At 59.6% G+C, this 15,891-nt stretch carries 14 protein-coding genes; 12 read left to right on the top strand and 2 right to left on the bottom strand.

Going from position 1 to position 15,891, the window contains the following annotated elements; translation table 11 throughout:
• The first annotated feature begins 6 nt into the window (after window positions 1-6).
• On the top strand, window positions 7-372 hold the full coding sequence (locus tag ACMXYJ_RS00360) for a response regulator (RefSeq protein ID WP_415758389.1): 366 nt from the start codon (window positions 7-9) through the stop codon (window positions 370-372).
• Between the two features lie 127 nt (window positions 373-499).
• Here the strand turns inward: ACMXYJ_RS00360 and ACMXYJ_RS00355 are convergent, their stop codons facing one another.
• Window positions 500-1,504 (bottom strand): AraC family transcriptional regulator, encoded by a 1,005-nt coding sequence (locus ACMXYJ_RS00355; RefSeq protein ID WP_415758388.1) that lies wholly within the window; start codon window positions 1,502-1,504, stop codon window positions 500-502.
• A gap of 100 nt (window positions 1,505-1,604) precedes the next feature.
• On the opposite strand from ACMXYJ_RS00355, the gene ACMXYJ_RS00350 reads away from it, so the two are divergent.
• From ACMXYJ_RS00350 to ACMXYJ_RS00315, 8 genes are all read left to right on the top strand, one after another.
• The gene (locus tag ACMXYJ_RS00350) at window positions 1,605-2,678 is read left to right on the top strand and encodes a fatty acid desaturase (RefSeq protein WP_415758387.1); all 1,074 of its coding nucleotides are present in this window, start codon (window positions 1,605-1,607) and stop codon (window positions 2,676-2,678) included.
• A gap of 385 nt (window positions 2,679-3,063) precedes the next feature.
• Window positions 3,064-3,645: an alpha/beta hydrolase gene (locus ACMXYJ_RS00345; protein ID WP_415758386.1), complete on the top strand. Its 582-nt coding sequence runs from the start codon at window positions 3,064-3,066 to the stop codon at window positions 3,643-3,645.
• A gap of 72 nt (window positions 3,646-3,717) precedes the next feature.
• Window positions 3,718-4,650: a sigma 54-interacting transcriptional regulator gene (locus ACMXYJ_RS00340; RefSeq protein ID WP_415758385.1), complete on the top strand. Its 933-nt coding sequence runs from the start codon at window positions 3,718-3,720 to the stop codon at window positions 4,648-4,650.
• 163 nt (window positions 4,651-4,813) lie between these two features.
• The gene (locus ACMXYJ_RS00335) at window positions 4,814-5,596 is read left to right on the top strand and encodes a MetQ/NlpA family ABC transporter substrate-binding protein (RefSeq protein ID WP_415758384.1); all 783 of its coding nucleotides are present in this window, start codon (window positions 4,814-4,816) and stop codon (window positions 5,594-5,596) included.
• Between the two features lie 556 nt (window positions 5,597-6,152).
• Window positions 6,153-6,818: an amino acid ABC transporter permease gene (locus ACMXYJ_RS00330; protein WP_008148239.1), complete on the top strand. Its 666-nt coding sequence runs from the start codon at window positions 6,153-6,155 to the stop codon at window positions 6,816-6,818.
• Window positions 6,799-7,458 carry an amino acid ABC transporter permease gene (locus tag ACMXYJ_RS00325; protein ID WP_046047295.1) on the top strand — a complete coding sequence of 220 codons (660 nt, stop codon included), beginning with the start codon at window positions 6,799-6,801 and terminating at the stop codon, window positions 7,456-7,458. The genes ACMXYJ_RS00330 and ACMXYJ_RS00325 overlap by 20 nt, the downstream gene beginning before the upstream one ends.
• Window positions 7,455-8,237 (top strand): amino acid ABC transporter ATP-binding protein, encoded by a 783-nt coding sequence (locus tag ACMXYJ_RS00320; protein ID WP_415758383.1) that lies wholly within the window; start codon window positions 7,455-7,457, stop codon window positions 8,235-8,237. The genes ACMXYJ_RS00325 and ACMXYJ_RS00320 overlap by 4 nt, the downstream gene beginning before the upstream one ends.
• Window positions 8,234-9,097, top strand: a complete 864-nt coding sequence (locus ACMXYJ_RS00315; protein WP_415758382.1) for a transporter substrate-binding domain-containing protein — start codon at window positions 8,234-8,236, stop codon at window positions 9,095-9,097. The genes ACMXYJ_RS00320 and ACMXYJ_RS00315 overlap by 4 nt, the downstream gene beginning before the upstream one ends.
• Window positions 9,098-9,309: 212 nt before the next feature.
• On the opposite strand, the gene ACMXYJ_RS00310 is transcribed toward ACMXYJ_RS00315, so the two are convergent.
• The gene (locus ACMXYJ_RS00310) at window positions 9,310-10,470 is read right to left on the bottom strand and encodes an AAA family ATPase (protein WP_415758381.1); all 1,161 of its coding nucleotides are present in this window, start codon (window positions 10,468-10,470) and stop codon (window positions 9,310-9,312) included.
• 157 nt (window positions 10,471-10,627) lie between these two features.
• On the opposite strand from ACMXYJ_RS00310, the gene ACMXYJ_RS00305 reads away from it, so the two are divergent.
• The 3 genes from ACMXYJ_RS00305 to ACMXYJ_RS00295 are packed head-to-tail and all read left to right on the top strand — an operon-like array spanning window position 10,628 to window position 15,845.
• Window positions 10,628-11,731: an efflux RND transporter periplasmic adaptor subunit gene (locus ACMXYJ_RS00305; RefSeq protein WP_415758380.1), complete on the top strand. Its 1,104-nt coding sequence runs from the start codon at window positions 10,628-10,630 to the stop codon at window positions 11,729-11,731.
• Window positions 11,728-12,795, top strand: a complete 1,068-nt coding sequence (locus ACMXYJ_RS00300; protein WP_415758379.1) for an efflux RND transporter periplasmic adaptor subunit — start codon at window positions 11,728-11,730, stop codon at window positions 12,793-12,795. Before ACMXYJ_RS00305 ends, ACMXYJ_RS00300 begins: the two co-directional genes overlap by 4 nt.
• Window positions 12,792-15,845 (top strand): efflux RND transporter permease subunit, encoded by a 3,054-nt coding sequence (locus ACMXYJ_RS00295; RefSeq protein WP_415758378.1) that lies wholly within the window; start codon window positions 12,792-12,794, stop codon window positions 15,843-15,845. Before ACMXYJ_RS00300 ends, ACMXYJ_RS00295 begins: the two co-directional genes overlap by 4 nt.
• The last annotated feature ends 46 nt before the right edge of the window (window positions 15,846-15,891 follow it).

Raw genomic sequence — 15,891 nt, 5'->3', positions numbered from 1 at the left:
TGTGCCATGCGTGTGCTGTTAGTGGAAGACGAACCTGAGACCGCCAAACTCCTGGCTAAAGGTCTGAGCGAGGCAAGTTACTCAGTCGATGTGGCGGTCAACGGTATGGACGGCCGTCGTTTCATCGAGTCTGGCGAATACGAGCTGATCATCCTCGACGTGATGCTGCCCGGGCTCAATGGCTGGCAGTTGCTGCAGCAGATCCGCAAGCTCGGTGATACGTCGGTGCTGTTCCTGACCACCAAGGACGGCATTGAGGATCGCCTGCGCGACCTGGAGTTGCATGAGGATGATTACCTGCTCAAGCCGTTTGCCGTGAGTGAATTGGTGAAGCGAGTGCGCAAGTTGTTGCGGCGGGATCGGGGGCGCTGAGGCGTTTCTGTAGCGTCTGGTTTGGCCTCTTCGCGAGCAAGCTCGCTCCCACAGTTGACCGCATTCCAATGTGGGAGCGAGCTTGCTCGCGAAGAGGCCAGACCAGACAACCCACTTTCAGGATTTGTTACCGCAACCCATCCCGAAACTGCCCCGGTGTCATCCCCGTCCAGCGCTTGAATGCGCGGCTGAAGCTGCTCGTGTCCGCAAATCCCAGCAGATAGCTGATCTCGCTCAATGAGCATTGCGGATCGCGTAAATGCAGCAGCGCCAGGTTCTCGCGACTCTCGTTGAGCAGCGTATCGAACCGACAACCCTCGTCCGCCAGATGCCGTTGCAGGCTGCGCAAACTCAGGTGCAGGGCCTGGGCGATGTGTTCAGCGCTGGGCTCGCCTTCCGGCAATTGCTCCTCAATGGCGTCGCGAACCTTGCGTTCCCAGGTCAGGGGTTTGAGTTGGGCGAGGGTGCGTTTGAGCACGGCTTCGTTGTGCTCGGCCAGTTCCGGGTTGGCGTCGTCCAGGTGGCTGTCGAAGTCCACGACGGCGAACTCCAGTCGGTCTTCATCGGCGGCGAAGTACACCGGTGAACGGAAGACTTTGTGCCATTGATGCGGGTCCGCCGGCTCCGGGCGGCGCAGGTACACCGCCAGCGGGGCGTAATCGCGGCCCAGGCGATTGCGGCAGGTGCGTACGTAAATCGCCGTGAAGGCGTCGATGGCTTCGAAGGCCGGGGCCGGATTGCCTGGCGGGACTTTCAGACGGAAACGGTAGCGGTCCTCGGCGCGAGTCAGCTCCAGATCCAGGGCATCGCTGACCACCTGGTGATAACGCACGATGCGCTCGAACACTTCTCGCAGACTGCCACTGGCCACCAGCGCATAACCGAGTGCGTGAAACGTGGTGGGGCTGACGAAGCGCGATACGCGTAACCCAATCGCCGGGTCGCCGCTGACTTGCACCGCGATTTCCCACAGACGCGTGGTGCCGGACAACGGGTAACGGGCGTTCGGGTCGTCCATCAGTTGCGGGTCGAGCCCCGCCTGTTGGCACAGAGCGGTGCTGTCGAGGCCCAGGGCATCGAGTTGCTTGCGCAGGGCGCGGGTCCAGCTGGCGAGGGAGGTCGGTTCAGTCATGCTGATTGGCGCTTCCGGTCAACAGGTTGGCGTTCACGGCTACCGCGTTGCGAGGGTTCACAAGGCAGGATGCGAACATCAATAACCAGAGGATGGAAGCATGCACGGTACTTCTGCAAGTCCCCAGCGACTGAATGCAACTCAGCGATCAGCGCATATTCGCCAAGTGGTGCTGGCCAAGGGAGTCGAACTGCGTCAGCGCTACCCGATTCTCAACCATCAGGACGCCTTGGGCGCGGGCATTCTGGCCTTCGCACTGGTCGGCATGATTGGCTCGGCAACGCTCTACATGACTGGCCATATGGCCTGGTGGGTATGCTTGTTGCTCAACGCATTTTTTGCCTCGCTGACCCACGAGCTGGAACACGACCTGATTCATAGCATGTACTTTCGCAAACAGCGCGTGCCGCACAACCTGATGATGGGCCTGGTGTGGCTGGCGCGCCCGAGCACGATCAATCCGTGGATTCGTCGGCATCTGCACCTCAATCACCACAAAGTCTCCGGCACAGAGTCCGACCTGGAAGAGCGCGCCATCACCAACGGCGAGCCGTGGGGTTTTGCGCGGCTGTTGATGGTCGGCGACAACGTGATGTCGGCGTTCATTCGTATGTTGCGGGCCAAGACCTGGGCTCACAAGATCAGCATCATCAAGCGCACCCTGAAGGTCTACGCGCCGCTGGCGCTGGTGCATTGGGGCGCCTGGTACCTGTTCCTGGGCTTCCATGCGGCCAATGGCATCGCCTATCTGATGGGAACGTCGATTGAATGGTCGGCGACTGCTTTGTCGGTGATGCAAGTCATCGACATCGCCGCCGTGGTGATCATCGGCCCGAACGTGTTGCGTACCTTTTGCCTGCATTTCGTCAGCTCGAACATGCACTACTACGGTGACGTGGAGCCGGGCAATGTAATCCAGCAGACCCAGGTGCTGAACCCGTGGTGGATGTGGCCGTTGCAGGCGTTCTGCTTCAACTTCGGCAGCACTCACGGCATCCATCACTTTGTGGTCAAAGAACCGTTTTACATCCGCCAGATGACCGTGCCGGTGGCCCATAAGGTGATGCGCGAGATGGGTGTGCGGTTCAATGATTTCGGGACGTTTGGGCGGGCGAACCGGTTTGTGCGCAAGGAAACAGCAGAGGCGCAGGAGGTTCGTGCCGCTCAGGCTTGATCGATGTGCCCCGGAAACTCAAAACGGCAAAGGCGCTCGTCATCAATCTGACCCAAAAGGTCGCTACGTTATGACGCGAGCAGTGGTGCTCAGCGATCACTGTGGTGTGATTGGTATATGTGTTTTTGATCTAACAAAGTAATTAAATATTCCTTTATCAGATAACCGTTTCAGCCAATCATCGCATCCAGTGATGTTGATCGCGCTAACAGATTTTGAGTTTCCGGGGCCGTCTCCTTGGCAGGGTGCGGTCCCTTTTTTTTGCCCATCCCAAACTGCTGTATATTCTTTATAGATCTTAATAAATAGCTTCTTATTCCTTAACGAATATAACTCTCCTCCCTATACTTGCGCAGGAACAGACACGCAGCAGGAGAGCTCCCCCATGCGCAACGAATCAATTCGCTACCTGATTGTGCCGGGCTGGCAAGGATCGTCAGAAGATCATTGGCAAAGTCATTGGCAGAACAGCCTGCCGAACAGCGCGCGGGTGGAGCAGGCTGACTGGCTGACACCGCGTCGTGAAGACTGGGTCGCGGCACTGGCTGAGGCGATTGCCGCTGACAGCACGCCGGTGATCCTGATCGCCCATAGCCTGGGTTGCATCACTGTCGCGCATTGGGCTGCCGCCGCGCCCGTGCAGTTTTTGCGTCAGGTTCGTGGCGCCTTGCTGGTCGCCCCCGCGGACGTCGAACGTCCGGCCTGCGCACCGGCCTTGCGCAATTTCGCTCCGATTCCGACAAACCTGCTGCCGTTCCCGAGTCAGGTTGTCAGCTCCGACAACGACAGCGCCGTGAGCACACCGCGTGCATTGGAACTGGCACGTAACTGGGGCGCCGAGGCGGGGATTTTGTCGGGCGCCGGGCACATCAACGTGAAGTCCGGTCACCAACGCTGGGAGCAGGGTTTTGCCTATCTCTATCGCCTGCAAAACCGAATGGAACACCACGCCCTGCGCCGCGCTTGAACCTTTTCTTTTTTGCTTTTGTTTTTTAAACAACGCCCCCCGTCTCCCGGCGGTTCAGGGCGGGAGTCTGCCATGAGTTTTGAAGCCTTCGGTCAGCCGCTGCTGACCTTCCCCGATGCAGAAAAAAGTCCTCTGAGTATTCGCGCCAAGGCGCTGGTGTTTGTCGATCCGCGTTCGCGTCAGTTGCGCCAGGAGCTGGAGCTATTGGCACCGCGCTCGATCTCGGTGTTGATCCGTGGCGAAACCGGCAGCGGCAAGGAGTTGCTTGCGCGGCACATCCATCGTGCGAGTGATCGTGGCGGGTTGTTCGTCTCGGTCAATTGCGGCGCGATCAGCCCGACTTACGCCGATGCTGAATTGTTCGGTTATGCCGCCGGCAGTTACAGCGGTTCGGCCAGCAGTCGCGCAGGTTGGTTCGGTTCTGCCAATGGCGGGACGCTCTACCTGGATGAGATCGGCGACTTACCGCTACCGATCCAGATCAAATTGCTCGCGGCACTGGAAAATCACGAAGTCACTCGGGTCGGCGCTCACCAACCAAGCCCGGTGGATGTGCGCCTGGTCGCCGCGACCAGCATCGACCTGGCCCAAGCGGTGGCCGCCGGAAAATTCCATGAGCGGCTCTACCACTACCTCAGCGAGGGCCAGCTCGAACTGCCAGCCTTGCGTGAACGGGTGGGCGATATTCTGTCGCTGTCCGAATATTTCCTCGGCATCTATAGCCAACGCCTGGACCTGCCAGTGCCGCTGATCAGTGAAACCGCGCAGCATTTGTTAGAGCAACACAGTTGGCCGGGCAACACCCGGGAGCTGGAAAACGTCATTCACTTTGCGTTGTTGGTCAGCACTGGCGATGAGATTTTGCCGGAGCATTTGAATCTGCCCGAGGCGCCGCCGTCATTGGTGCAGATCGAGCAACAAGCTGCTCAGCTGATTAAAAACGGCACGGCTGCCGAGCGATCTGCACTCAAGCATTTGCTCGAAAGCCTGGCGCAGACGTTGTAGCGATCTGTATGAACAAAATGGAATATGAAAGTGAATAAAAGATATTGTTCGGGAATAAAAAATCCCGGTATTGTCCGCGTCACGCCAGCGATAGCACTTCACTGGCACTCGTACTAAACAAGCCGTCGTCGATCACGACCGCGATTTTCGATAAGGACACTGCATGAAAAAGGTTCTGTTGTTCACCGCATTGGCGGCTGCCCTGACCGCGGGCCTGGCCCAGGCTGGCGAGAAACTGGTGGTTGCGGCGACCCCGGTTCCACACGCCGAGATTCTGGAACTGATCAAGCCAACCCTCGCCAAAGAAGGCGTGGACCTGGAAATCAAAGTCTTCACCGACTACGTTCAGCCGAACGTTCAGGTCGACCAGCAGCGTCTGGACGCCAACTACTTCCAGACCCTGCCGTACCTGAAAAGCTTCAACGAAGGCAAAGGCACCAATCTGGTGACCGTGATCGGCGTACACGTCGAACCGTTCGGCGGCTATTCGAAGAAAGTCAAAACCCTGGCTGAGCTGAAAGACGGCGCAACCATCGCTATCCCGAACGAAGGCAGCAACAGCGGCCGCGCCCTGATCCTGCTGCAGAAGGCTGGCCTGATCGAGTTGAAAGACCCGAAAAACGCCCTGGCCACCCCGAAAGACATCGCCAAGAACCCGCACAAGTTCAAGTTCAAGGAACTGGAATCGGCCATGCTGCCGCGTGTTCTGGACCAGGTCGACCTGGACATGATCAACACCAATTACGCGCTGGAAGCAGGTCTGAACCCGGCTAAAGACGCGCTGGTGATCGAAGGTGCGGATTCGCCATACGTGAACTTCCTGGTGGCTCGTCCGGACAACAAGGACAGCGTTGCCATCCAGAAACTGGCCAAGGCTTTGACCAGTCCTGAAGTGAAAGCATTCATCGAGAAGAAGTACAGCGGCGCGGTATTGCCGGCGTTCTGATTCGCGAGGTAAACCCCTTCAAGGTTTCAACGCCGACGGCTTGTAGAGCGTCGGCGTTTTTTATTGCGCCAGGATCAACAGATCGCAGCCTCGTTTCACTCGACAGCTCCTACAGGGGATACGCATTTCAATGTAGGAGCTGTCGAGTGAAACGAGGCTGCGATCTTTTGCTTAAAGGTTCAGGCCGCCCCGGCCTTCAACGCCCTGCGCAACGCCATCAACAGCTTCACGATGTCCTGCGGGTCCAGCCGCTGTGGCACTTTTACGTCAGCCATTTTTCTCTTCCTTGTGATGGTTCGGCCGGGGAGTCTGGCCAAAAGCTGTGCATCCTTGGAGGGGGATTCTGAAAAAAAGATCCTTCCTACAGCGCAAAGAAAAATAGTCGTCTTCCGCTGCCACAGCAAATGCGGAGGATAGTTTTTTGCGTGATATCAATATGCTTTAACGGTATTTAAATTCTTCTTTTTATACCTTTAAAGTCGGTGCCTGCCGGGTGGTTATCCATCGCCCATGGACTGCACCACCGTCGCTTACCCTGCGGCGTCCAGGATGTTCAATGAACTTCGATTACGCATTTATCCTCAGCACCTTGCCGGCGTTTCTCAAAGCCGTGGGCGTGACGCTGCAAGTTGGCTTCATCGCTATCGGCACGTCGTTGCTGGTGGCGCTGATCAACGCGACGATTCTGGTGTTCCGCACGCCTTACTTGCAGCGCCTGGTCGGGCTCTATGTGGAACTGGCGCGCAACACGCCGCTGTTGATTCAACTGTTCTTCGTCTACTTCGCCTTGCCGGCACTGGGGATCAAGGTCTCGGGCTTTGCAGCGGCGATCATCACCATGACCTTCCTCGGCGGCGCCTACCTCACCGAAGTGCTGCGTGCCGGCGTCGATGCGGTGCCACAGGCGCAGCTCGAGTCCGGCCGCTCCATCGGCCTGTCCCACGGGCAATTGCTGCGCTACGTGATCCTGCCGCAAGCCGGCATCCTCAGCCTGCCGTCGCTGTTCGCCAATTTCATTTTCCTGCTCAAGGAAACCACCGTGGTCTCGGCAGTGGCGGTGCCGGAGATTCTCTACACCACCAAGAGCTACATCGCGCTCTACTACAAAACCTACGAAATGCTCGCCGTGCTGACGCTGATTTGCGTGCTGCTGTTTCTACCGCTGTCGCTGTTGCTCAGCCGTCTGGAAAGGAGGCTCCAGCATGGCCAGTTCGGGTCTTGAGTTGCTGTGGGTGTCGTTGCCGCAATTGGGCAAGGGCGCTGCGCAAACCCTGTCGATCTCTTTCCTGAGCATCGCCATCAGCACCGTTGGCGGCGTGCTTTACGGTGTGTTGCGCACGCTGAATTCGAAATGGCTGAACGCAATCCTGCGCGTTTATCTGGAATTGTTCCGCGCAATTCCGGTGCTGGTCTGGTTGTACTTACTGTTTTTTGGTCTGCCGATTTTCTTCGGCCTGAGCATTCCGAGTTTCTGGTGCGCAGTGCTGGTGTTGTCGTTGTGGGGCGCCAGCGAAGTCGGCGAAGTGGTGCGCGGTGCGTTGCATTCATTGCCGCGCGGGCAGCGCGAAGCGGGGTTGTCGATTGGCCTGGACGGCCCGCAACTCTACGGCTACGTGCTGCTGCCACAAGCGCTGAAGCGCATGACGCCACCGACCATCAACGTCTACACGCGGATCATCAAGACCAGCTCCCTGGCGGTGCTGATCGGCGTGGTTGACGTGATCAAGGTCGGTCAGCAGATCATCGAACGCACTTACGAATCGGTGCTGATCTACGGCGCACTGTTCCTGTTTTTCTTTTTCATCTGCTACCCGCTCTCGGCCGCCTCGCGCGTGCTGGAGCGGCGCTGGACGCAAGCATGAGCGCATTGATCGAGTTCAAGGGTTTCAACAAGTTTTTCGGCCAGCAGCAGGTGCTCAAAGAGATCGACCTGCAAGTGAAGTCAGGCGAAGTGATCGTCATCCTCGGCCCCAGCGGCTGCGGTAAAAGCACCTTGCTGCGTTGCCTGAATGGTCTTGAAGTTGCCCACAGCGGCAGCTTGAATTTTGCCGGCCGCGAGTTGCTGGGCAAAGGCACCGACTGGCGCGAAGTGCGGCAGCAGATCGGCATGGTGTTCCAGAGTTATCACCTGTTCCCGCACATGAGCGTGCTCGACAACCTGCTGCTCGGCCCGGTCAAAGTGCAGAAGCGCGACCGCCGCGAGGCCCGTGCCCAGGCCGAAGCCTTGCTCGAACGCGTGGGCCTTGCGGACAAACGCGATGCCTTCCCGCGTCAGCTCTCCGGTGGCCAGCAGCAACGCATCGCCATCGTCCGTTCGCTGTGCATGAACCCGAACGTCATGTTGTTCGATGAAGTCACCGCCGCCCTCGACCCGGAAATGGTCAAGGAAGTGCTGGAAGTCATCCAGGGCCTGGCCCGCGAAGGCATGACCCTGTTGATCGTCACCCACGAAATGGCGTTTGCCCGCGCCGTGGCTGACCGCATTGTGTTCATGGATGCCGGGCGAATCCTTGAGCAAAACCCTCCCGAGATTTTCTTTACGAACCCGCAAACCGCACGAGCGCAGCAGTTCCTGGAGAAGTTCTCCTACGTCGCCGCACTACCCAAAACGACTCAAACAAAGGAACTGGAACTGCTATGAAAACTGCCAAGACTTCACTGCTGCTACTCCCGCTGCTCGGCCTCGCGTTGCTGGCCGGTTGCAACAAAACCGAAGAACCGGCCAAACCTGCCGCGACCGCCAGCTACCTGGAAAAAATAAAGGCCCGGGACAAGCTGATCGTTGGCGTCTTTACCGACAAACCGCCGTTCGGTTTCGTCAACGAAGCCGGGCGCTACGTGGGTTTCGATACCGACATCGGCCGTCAATTCGCCAAAGATCTGTTGGGCGACGAAAACAAGGTCGAGTTCGTCGCGGTAGAACCGGCGAGCCGGATTCCGTTCCTGCAAAGCGACAAGGTCGATTTGATTCTGGCCAACATGACCGTTACCCCCGAGCGTAAGGAAGCGGTGGAATTCACCAACCCGAACCTCAAAGTTGCCGTGCAGGCGCTGGTGCCGCAGGCCAGTTCGGTGAAAAACCTTGATGACCTGGCGACCCGCACCACCATCGTCACCACCGGCACTACGGCGGATATCTGGCTGACCAAGAACCATCCGGACTGGAAGCTTCTGAAGTTCGAGAAAAACTCTGAATCCCTGCAAGCGTTGGCCAATGGACGGGGCGATGCGTATGCGCAGGACAATCTGGTGCTGTTCAGCTGGGCGAAGCAGAACCCTGGCTACCGCGTGCTGACCCAGACGTTGGGCGCTGAAGCACCGATTGCGCCGGCAGTGAAGAAGGGCAATATCGAGCTGCGTGATTGGGTGAATGTCGAGTTGGCGAAGCTGGGTGAAGAGAAGTTTTTGCTCAAGCTGTATGACCAGTATGTGCGTAAAGAACTGAGCGATGACACCAAGCCTGAGAGCGTGATTGTCGAGGGTGGGAAGTGGCAGGGGTGATCTGCTGATTATTCGGTGAGGCTGGAAACCACCCCTCACCCCAGCCCTCTCCCCACGGGGGAGAGGGGGAAAGGGAGCAGATTGGGGGCCTTTCAGAACCTGAGTTCGACTCGGACTTTCAGGTCGATGAAACTCGAAAGTACAACTCGGTCAGTCCCCTCGCCCCTCGGGGAGAGGGCTAGGGTGAGGGGGTGGATCTAAAGCCCAGCCAATCAATCCGGCCAATACCACGCCGGCTCATCCAGCATCCGCTGCCCGACAATCCCGGTCTGGCCCAATGTCTTCTCCAGCACAATGCAATTGCACTCCGGGTCCTCCTGCAACGCCGAGATCAACCGCCGGGCATGAGAGACCACCCACACCTGACACTGCTCCGACGCGCGAATAATCAACCGCGCCAACGCCGGCAACAGGTCCGGGTGCAGACTGGTTTCCGGCTCGTTCAGCACCATCAGCGTCGGCGGCCGAGGCGTCAGCAGCGCTGCGACCAGCAGCAAATAGCGCAACGTTCCGTCCGACAGCTCGGCCGCCGATAAGGGCCGCAACAATCCTTCCTGGTAAAACTCGATCGCAAACCGACCACCCTGCAACGGCGCGATATTCAATCGCGCACCAGGGAAGGCGTCGCTGACGGCGGCCTGCAAAGCGTCGGGATCGCCGATTTCGTGGATCGTCTGCAACGCGGCCGCCAAGTCTCGACCGTCGTGATGCAGCACCGGCGTGCGGGTGCCCAATTGCGGTTGGCGCACCGGCGCGTCGGCGTCACTGCGAAAGTGATCATAGAACCGCCAGCGACGGATGAATTCACGCAACTGCATGACTTCCGGCGAGGTGCGAAAGCTGCCGACCTGATCGAACAGGCTGTCGAAATTCGGCGTGTGTTGGGCCAGCACGTCCCAGGCGCGACCGACCCGGGTGCGGATCATCGGGCCGTCGCGGTCCACCAGCAGGCTGGCCGGGCGGTAAAACGGGCCGGACCAGATGCATTCCTTCTTGATTTCCGGGTCCAGAGAAAACTCGGAAAGGCTCGGCTCCGGCAGACCCAGCGCGATCGAGTAGCTGAAATCTTCCCCAGCAAACCCCAGGCGCAGGCGTTTGGCGCCATGCCGTACGCTCGCCTCGATCGGGACTTCGCCGTTTCGCATCCGTCGGCTGATGTTTTCCGGGCCGGCCCAAAAGGTCGAGTCCAGCCCACCCTCGCGGGCCAACGCATTGACCACGCCGCCCTGAGCGGTTTCCGCCAACAGGCGCAGCGCGCGGTAGAGGTTGGATTTGCCGCTGCCGTTGGGGCCGGTGATCAGATTCAACCGGCCCAACGGAATCACCAATTTATTGATCGAGCGGTAATTGGCCACCGCGAGGGTTTTGAGCATGGGAAGCTTCCTGCTGCGTGGTGCGCGATTCTGCCTTATTGTCGACGTCATCGTGCGCCAGGCTTTATTTCAAACCGTGAGGCGCGCCCTTGGAACCCTGTTCTAAGCTCACAGTCGTATCGCCATTGGCACGAACGTACAACGCAAAGGAGTCTGCATGGTAGGTCCCGGATTGAAAACAGTGGTTGGCCTGAGCCTCCTTGTCCTGCTGAGCGCCTGTGGCGATAAAAAACCGGTCGAAAAGGAGCGCCCTCGGGTGTTCGTGCAAGAGGTAAAACCCGCGGATTACGCGGCGACGGTGACCCTGACCGGTGATGTTCAGGCACGGGTCCAGACCGACCTGTCGTTCCGCGTTGCCGGCAAGATCATCCAGCGTACGGTCGATGTCGGTGATCGGGTTTCGGCCAAACAGGTCCTGGCTAAACTCGATCCCAAGGACCTGCAAACCAGCGTCGACTCGGCCCAGGCTCAGGTCGTTGCCGAGCAGGCCCGGGTCAAACAGACCGCCGCCGCATTTGTTCGCCAGCAAAAACTCCTGCCCAAGGGCTATACCAGCCAAAGCGAATACGATTCCGCCCAGGCCGCCTTGCGCAGCAGCCAAAGCGCCCTGACGGCGGCCCAGGCTCAACTGGCCAACGCCCGTGAACAACTGGGCTACACCGCGTTGGTCGCCGACGTGCCGGGGGTGATTACCGCGCGCCAGGCCGAGGTTGGCCAGGTGGTGCAGGCCACCGTGCCGATTTTCAGCCTGGCCCGGGACGGCGAGCGCGACGCAGTGTTCAACGTCTACGAGTCGCTGCTGACAGAGCCGCCAGAGGGTAAAACGTTGATCGTCAGCCTGCTCGACAACCCCGCGATCAAAACCACCGGCACCGTTCGGGAAATCACCCCGGCCGTCTCCGCGCAGACCGGCACAGTGCAGGTCAAAGTCACTCTGAACGGACTACCGGAAGGCATGCAGCTCGGCTCGGTGGTGAGTGCCACGGCCAAGACGCCAGGCAAATCGGCGGTCGAACTGCCCTGGTCGGCGCTGACGAAAAATCTCAGCGACCCGGCCGTGTGGCTGGTGGACGGCGAGGGCAAGGCACAGTTGCATACGGTCACTGTCGGCCGCTACCTGACCGGCAAAGTGATCATCAGCGCCGGCCTGAAGGGTGGCGAAAAAGTCGTCATCGCCGGCGGCCAGTTGCTGCACCCCGGCGTGAAGGTGGAGATCGCCGAAAACACCTATAAGGATTTAGCCGAAGGAGCCCAGCCATGAAGCGTCTGTTACTGGTTTGCGCCGGTGTGATGCTGGTGGCCTGCTCGGAAAAAGAACCGCCGCCGGAGCCTGTACGCCCGGTGCTATCGATCAAGGTCCAGGCGCTGGACGAAGAAAGCCTGGGCCGCTTCGCCGGCAGCATCCAGGCCCGTTATGAAAGCAATGTCGGGTTCCGGGTGCCGGGACGCATCGCCAGCCGTCATGTCGATGTCGGTGCCGAAGTCGATCAGGGCGCGTTGCTCGCCACGCTTGACCCCACCGATCAGCAGAACCAGTTGCGCTCCGCCCAGGGAGATCTGGCCAGCGTCCAGGCGCAACTTATCAACGCCCAGGCCAACGCCCGGCGTCAGCAAGAGTTGTTCGATCGCGGCGTGGGCGCCCAGGCGCAACTCGACGTCGCACAGACCGACCTCAAAACCACCCTGGCCTCCCTCGATCAAGCGAAGGCTGCGGTCGATCAGGCCAAGGACCAGCTCAACTACGTCGAACTGCGTGCCGATCACAAGGCCATCGTCACCGCGTGGAACGCCGAAGCCGGGCAAGTCGTCAGCGCCGGCCAGCAAGTGGTGACCCTGGCGCAGCCGGACATCAAGGAAGCGGTGATAGATCTGCCGGACACCCTGGTCGACCAGTTGCCGGAAGACGTGGTGTTTCAGGTGGCCGTCCAGCTCGACCCGAGCATCACCACCACAGCCATCGTGCGCGAAATCGAACCCCAGGCACAAAGCGCGACCCGTACCCGTAGGGCCCGCCTGACACTGACCGACACGCCGCCGGGGTTTCGCCTGGGCACGGCGATCAGTGTGACCCTCAGTTCCGCGATCAAACCGCGTATCGAACTGCCCCTGACCGCGCTTCAGGAGGTCGATGGAAAACCGCGGATCTGGGTCATCGATCAGCAGACCCAAACCGTTTCCCCGCGAGACGTCCGCCTGATCAGCCGCACTGACTCAACCATGGTCCTGGCCAGCGGCGTGAAGTCCGGCGAGCGAGTGGTCAGTGCCGGCGTGAACAGCCTGAAACCGGGGCAAAAAGTAAAAGTCGATGAGGACAGCCCGCAATGAAAGGGAGTTTCAACTTATCCGAATGGGCCCTCAAGCATCAGTCGTTTGTCTGGTATTTGATGTTCGTCGCGCTGCTGATGGGCGTGTTCTCGTACCTGAACCTCGGCCGTGAGGAAGACCCGTCGTTCACCATCAAAACCATGGTGATCCAGACCCGCTGGCCGGGCGCGACTCAGGAAGAAACCCTCAAACAGGTCACTGACCGGATCGAGAAAAAACTCGAAGAGCTCGACTCCCTCGACTACGTGAAAAGCTACACCCGCCCCGGGGAGTCGACGGTCTTCGTTAACTTGCGTGATACCACCAGCGCCAAGGACATTCCGGAAATCTGGTACCAGGTGCGCAAGAAGATCAACGACATTCGCGGCGACTTCCCACAAGGCCTGCAAGGACCGGGGTTCAACGATGAGTTCGGTGATGTATTTGGTTCGGTGTACGCCTTTACCGCCGACGGCTTATCGATGCGCCAGTTGCGCGATTACGTCGAGCAGGTCCGCGCCGAGATCCGCGAAGTGCCGGGGCTGGGCAAGGTCGAGATGGTCGGTGAGCAGGATGAAGTCCTTTACCTGAACTTCTCCACTCGCAAACTGGCGGCGCTGGGCATCGATCAGCGTCAAGTGGTGCAGAGCCTGCAATCGCAAAACGCGGTGACCCCGGCCGGGGTGATCGAGGCCGGTCCCGAGCGGATTTCCGTGCGTACGACGGGGCAGTTTGCCTCGGAGAAAGACCTGGAAAACGTCAACCTGCGACTCAACGATCGCTTCTACCGCCTCGCCGATGTCGCCGAAATCAGCCGTGGCTACGTTGACCCGGCGACGCCGGAATTCCGCTTTAACGGCCATCCAGCCATCGGCCTCGCCATTGCGATGAAGAAGGGCGGCAACATTCAGGTGTTCGGCAAGGCGTTGCACCAGCGCATGACCGACCTGACTGCCGATCTGCCGGTGGGCGTCGGCGTGCACAACGTTTCCGACCAGGCCGAAGTGGTGGAAAAAGCCGTCGGCGGTTTTACCAGCGCTCTGTTCGAAGCGGTGGTGATCGTGCTGATCGTCAGCTTCATCAGCCTCGGCGTACGCGCCGGACTGGTGGTGGCCTGCTCGATTCCGCTGGTGCTGGCGATGGTCTTCGTCTTCATGGAATACAGCGGCATCACCATGCAACGGATTTCCCTCGGCGCGTTGATCATTGCGCTCGGGTTGCTGGTGGACGACGCGATGATCACCGTCGAGATGATGGTCACGCGCCTGGAAATGGGCGAGACCAAGGAGCAAGCGGCCACGTTCGCCTACACATCGACCGCGTTCCCGATGCTCACCGGTACGTTGGTGACGGTGGCCGGTTTCGTGCCCATCGGCCTGAACGCGAGCTCGGCTGGCGAGTACACCTTCACGCTGTTCGCGGTGATCGCGGTGGCCATGATCGTGTCGTGGATTGTCGCGGTGCTGTTCGCCCCGGTGATCGGCGTGCACATCCTCAGCGCCAACGTGAAACCTCACAACGCAGAACCGGGGCGCATCGGTCGGGCGTTCAATTACGGCATGCTCTGGGCCATGCGCAATCGCTGGTGGGCGATCGGCATCACCGTTGCACTGTTTGCGGCGTCGGTGTTTTCCATGCAGTTCGTGCAGAACCAGTTCTTCCCGTCCTCGGACCGCCCGGAAATCCTCGTCGACCTGAACCTGCCGCAAAACGCTTCGATCGCCGAAACCCGCAAGGCTGTGGACAAGCTCGAAGCGACGCTCAAGGGCGATCCGGACATCGTGCGCTGGAGTACCTACATCGGCGAAGGGGCGATCCGTTTCTACCTGCCGCTCGACCAGCAATTGCAGAACCCGTATTACGCGCAACTGGTGATCGTCAGCAAAGGGCTGGAATCGCGTAACGCGCTTAGCCAACGCTTGCGCGAGCGGCTGCGCAAGGATTTTGTCGGTATCGGCAGTTACGTCCAGGCGCTGGAAATGGGCCCGCCAGTGGGGCGGCCGATTCAGTACCGGGTCAGCGGCAAGGACATCGATCAGGTGCGCAAACACGCCATTGCGCTGGCCACCGAACTGGATAAAAACTCGCACATTGGCGAGATCATTTACGACTGGAACGAACCGGGCAAAGTCCTGCGCATCGATATCGCGCAGGACAAGGCTCGGCAATTGGGACTGTCGTCGGAAGACGTGGCCAACCTGATGAACAGCATCGTGGTCGGTGCGCCAGTGACTCAGGTCGATGACGATATTTACCTGATCAACGTGGTGGGGCGTGCGGAAGACGCCGAACGCGGCACCCCGGAAACCCTGCAGAATTTGCAGATCGTCACGCCGGGCGGCACGTCGATTCCGCTGCTGGCATTCGCTTCCGTGCGTTATGAACTTGAGCAACCGCTGGTCTGGCGCCGCGACCGCAAACCGACCATCACCATCAAGGCCGCGGTGCGCGACGAGATCCAGCCGACCGATCTGGTGAAACAACTCCAACCCGACATCGATAAATTCGCCGCCAGTTTGCCGGTGGGCTACAAGGTCGCTACCGGCGGCACCGTCGAGGAAAGCGGCAAGGCCCAGGGGCCAATTGCCAAGGTTGTGCCGTTGATGCTGTTTTTGATGGCGACCTTTTTGATGATCCAGTTGCACAGCGTGCAGAAGCTATTCCTGGTGGCCAGCGTCGCGCCGCTCGGCTTGATCGGCGTGGTGCTGGCGCTGATCCCGACGGGCACGCCGATGGGCTTTGTGGCGATCCTGGGGATTCTGGCGCTGATCGGTATCATCATCCGCAACTCGGTGATTCTGGTGACGCAGATCGACGCGCTGGAGAAGGACGGTCATGCACCGTGGGATGCCGTGGTGCAAGCCACGGAGCATCGTCGCCGGCCGATTCTGCTGACGGCTGCGGCGGCGAGCCTGGGGATGATCCCGATCGCCCGGGAAGTGTTCTGGGGCCCGATGGCTTACGCGATGATTGGCGGGATTATTATTGCGACGTTGCTGACGTTGCTGTTTTTGCCGGCGCTTTATGTGGCCTGGTACAAGATTCGCGAACCGAAAAAAGAAGCGCAGTAATGGATGCGTTGATCGTTCCCGAGTGATGTTTGGGAACGGTCCTACT

The sequence above is a fragment of the Pseudomonas arabinosi genome (assembly GCF_047758675.1).
GTDB classification, from domain to species: domain Bacteria; phylum Pseudomonadota; class Gammaproteobacteria; order Pseudomonadales; family Pseudomonadaceae; genus Aquipseudomonas; species Aquipseudomonas arabinosi.
This window is presented reverse-complemented; position numbering and strand designations above follow the sequence as displayed.

Coding starts and splice junctions, on each gene's coding strand:
- ACMXYJ_RS00300 (WP_415758379.1), top strand. CDS start 11,728: ATGAAGCGTCTGTTACTGGTTTGCGCCGGTGTGATGCTGGTGGCCTGC.
- ACMXYJ_RS00350 (WP_415758387.1), top strand. CDS start 1,605: ATGCACGGTACTTCTGCAAGTCCCCAGCGACTGAATGCAACTCAGCGA.
- ACMXYJ_RS00330 (WP_008148239.1), top strand. CDS start 6,153: ATGAACTTCGATTACGCATTTATCCTCAGCACCTTGCCGGCGTTTCTC.
- ACMXYJ_RS00340 (WP_415758385.1), top strand. CDS start 3,718: ATGAGTTTTGAAGCCTTCGGTCAGCCGCTGCTGACCTTCCCCGATGCA.
- ACMXYJ_RS00315 (WP_415758382.1), top strand. CDS start 8,234: ATGAAAACTGCCAAGACTTCACTGCTGCTACTCCCGCTGCTCGGCCTC.
- ACMXYJ_RS00325 (WP_046047295.1), top strand. CDS start 6,799: ATGGCCAGTTCGGGTCTTGAGTTGCTGTGGGTGTCGTTGCCGCAATTG.
- ACMXYJ_RS00335 (WP_415758384.1), top strand. CDS start 4,814: ATGAAAAAGGTTCTGTTGTTCACCGCATTGGCGGCTGCCCTGACCGCG.
- ACMXYJ_RS00345 (WP_415758386.1), top strand. CDS start 3,064: ATGCGCAACGAATCAATTCGCTACCTGATTGTGCCGGGCTGGCAAGGA.
- ACMXYJ_RS00355 (WP_415758388.1), bottom strand. CDS start 1,504: ATGACTGAACCGACCTCCCTCGCCAGCTGGACCCGCGCCCTGCGCAAG.
- ACMXYJ_RS00295 (WP_415758378.1), top strand. CDS start 12,792: ATGAAAGGGAGTTTCAACTTATCCGAATGGGCCCTCAAGCATCAGTCG.
- ACMXYJ_RS00320 (WP_415758383.1), top strand. CDS start 7,455: ATGAGCGCATTGATCGAGTTCAAGGGTTTCAACAAGTTTTTCGGCCAG.
- ACMXYJ_RS00360 (WP_415758389.1), top strand. CDS start 7: ATGCGTGTGCTGTTAGTGGAAGACGAACCTGAGACCGCCAAACTCCTG.
- ACMXYJ_RS00305 (WP_415758380.1), top strand. CDS start 10,628: ATGGTAGGTCCCGGATTGAAAACAGTGGTTGGCCTGAGCCTCCTTGTC.
- ACMXYJ_RS00310 (WP_415758381.1), bottom strand. CDS start 10,470: ATGCTCAAAACCCTCGCGGTGGCCAATTACCGCTCGATCAATAAATTG.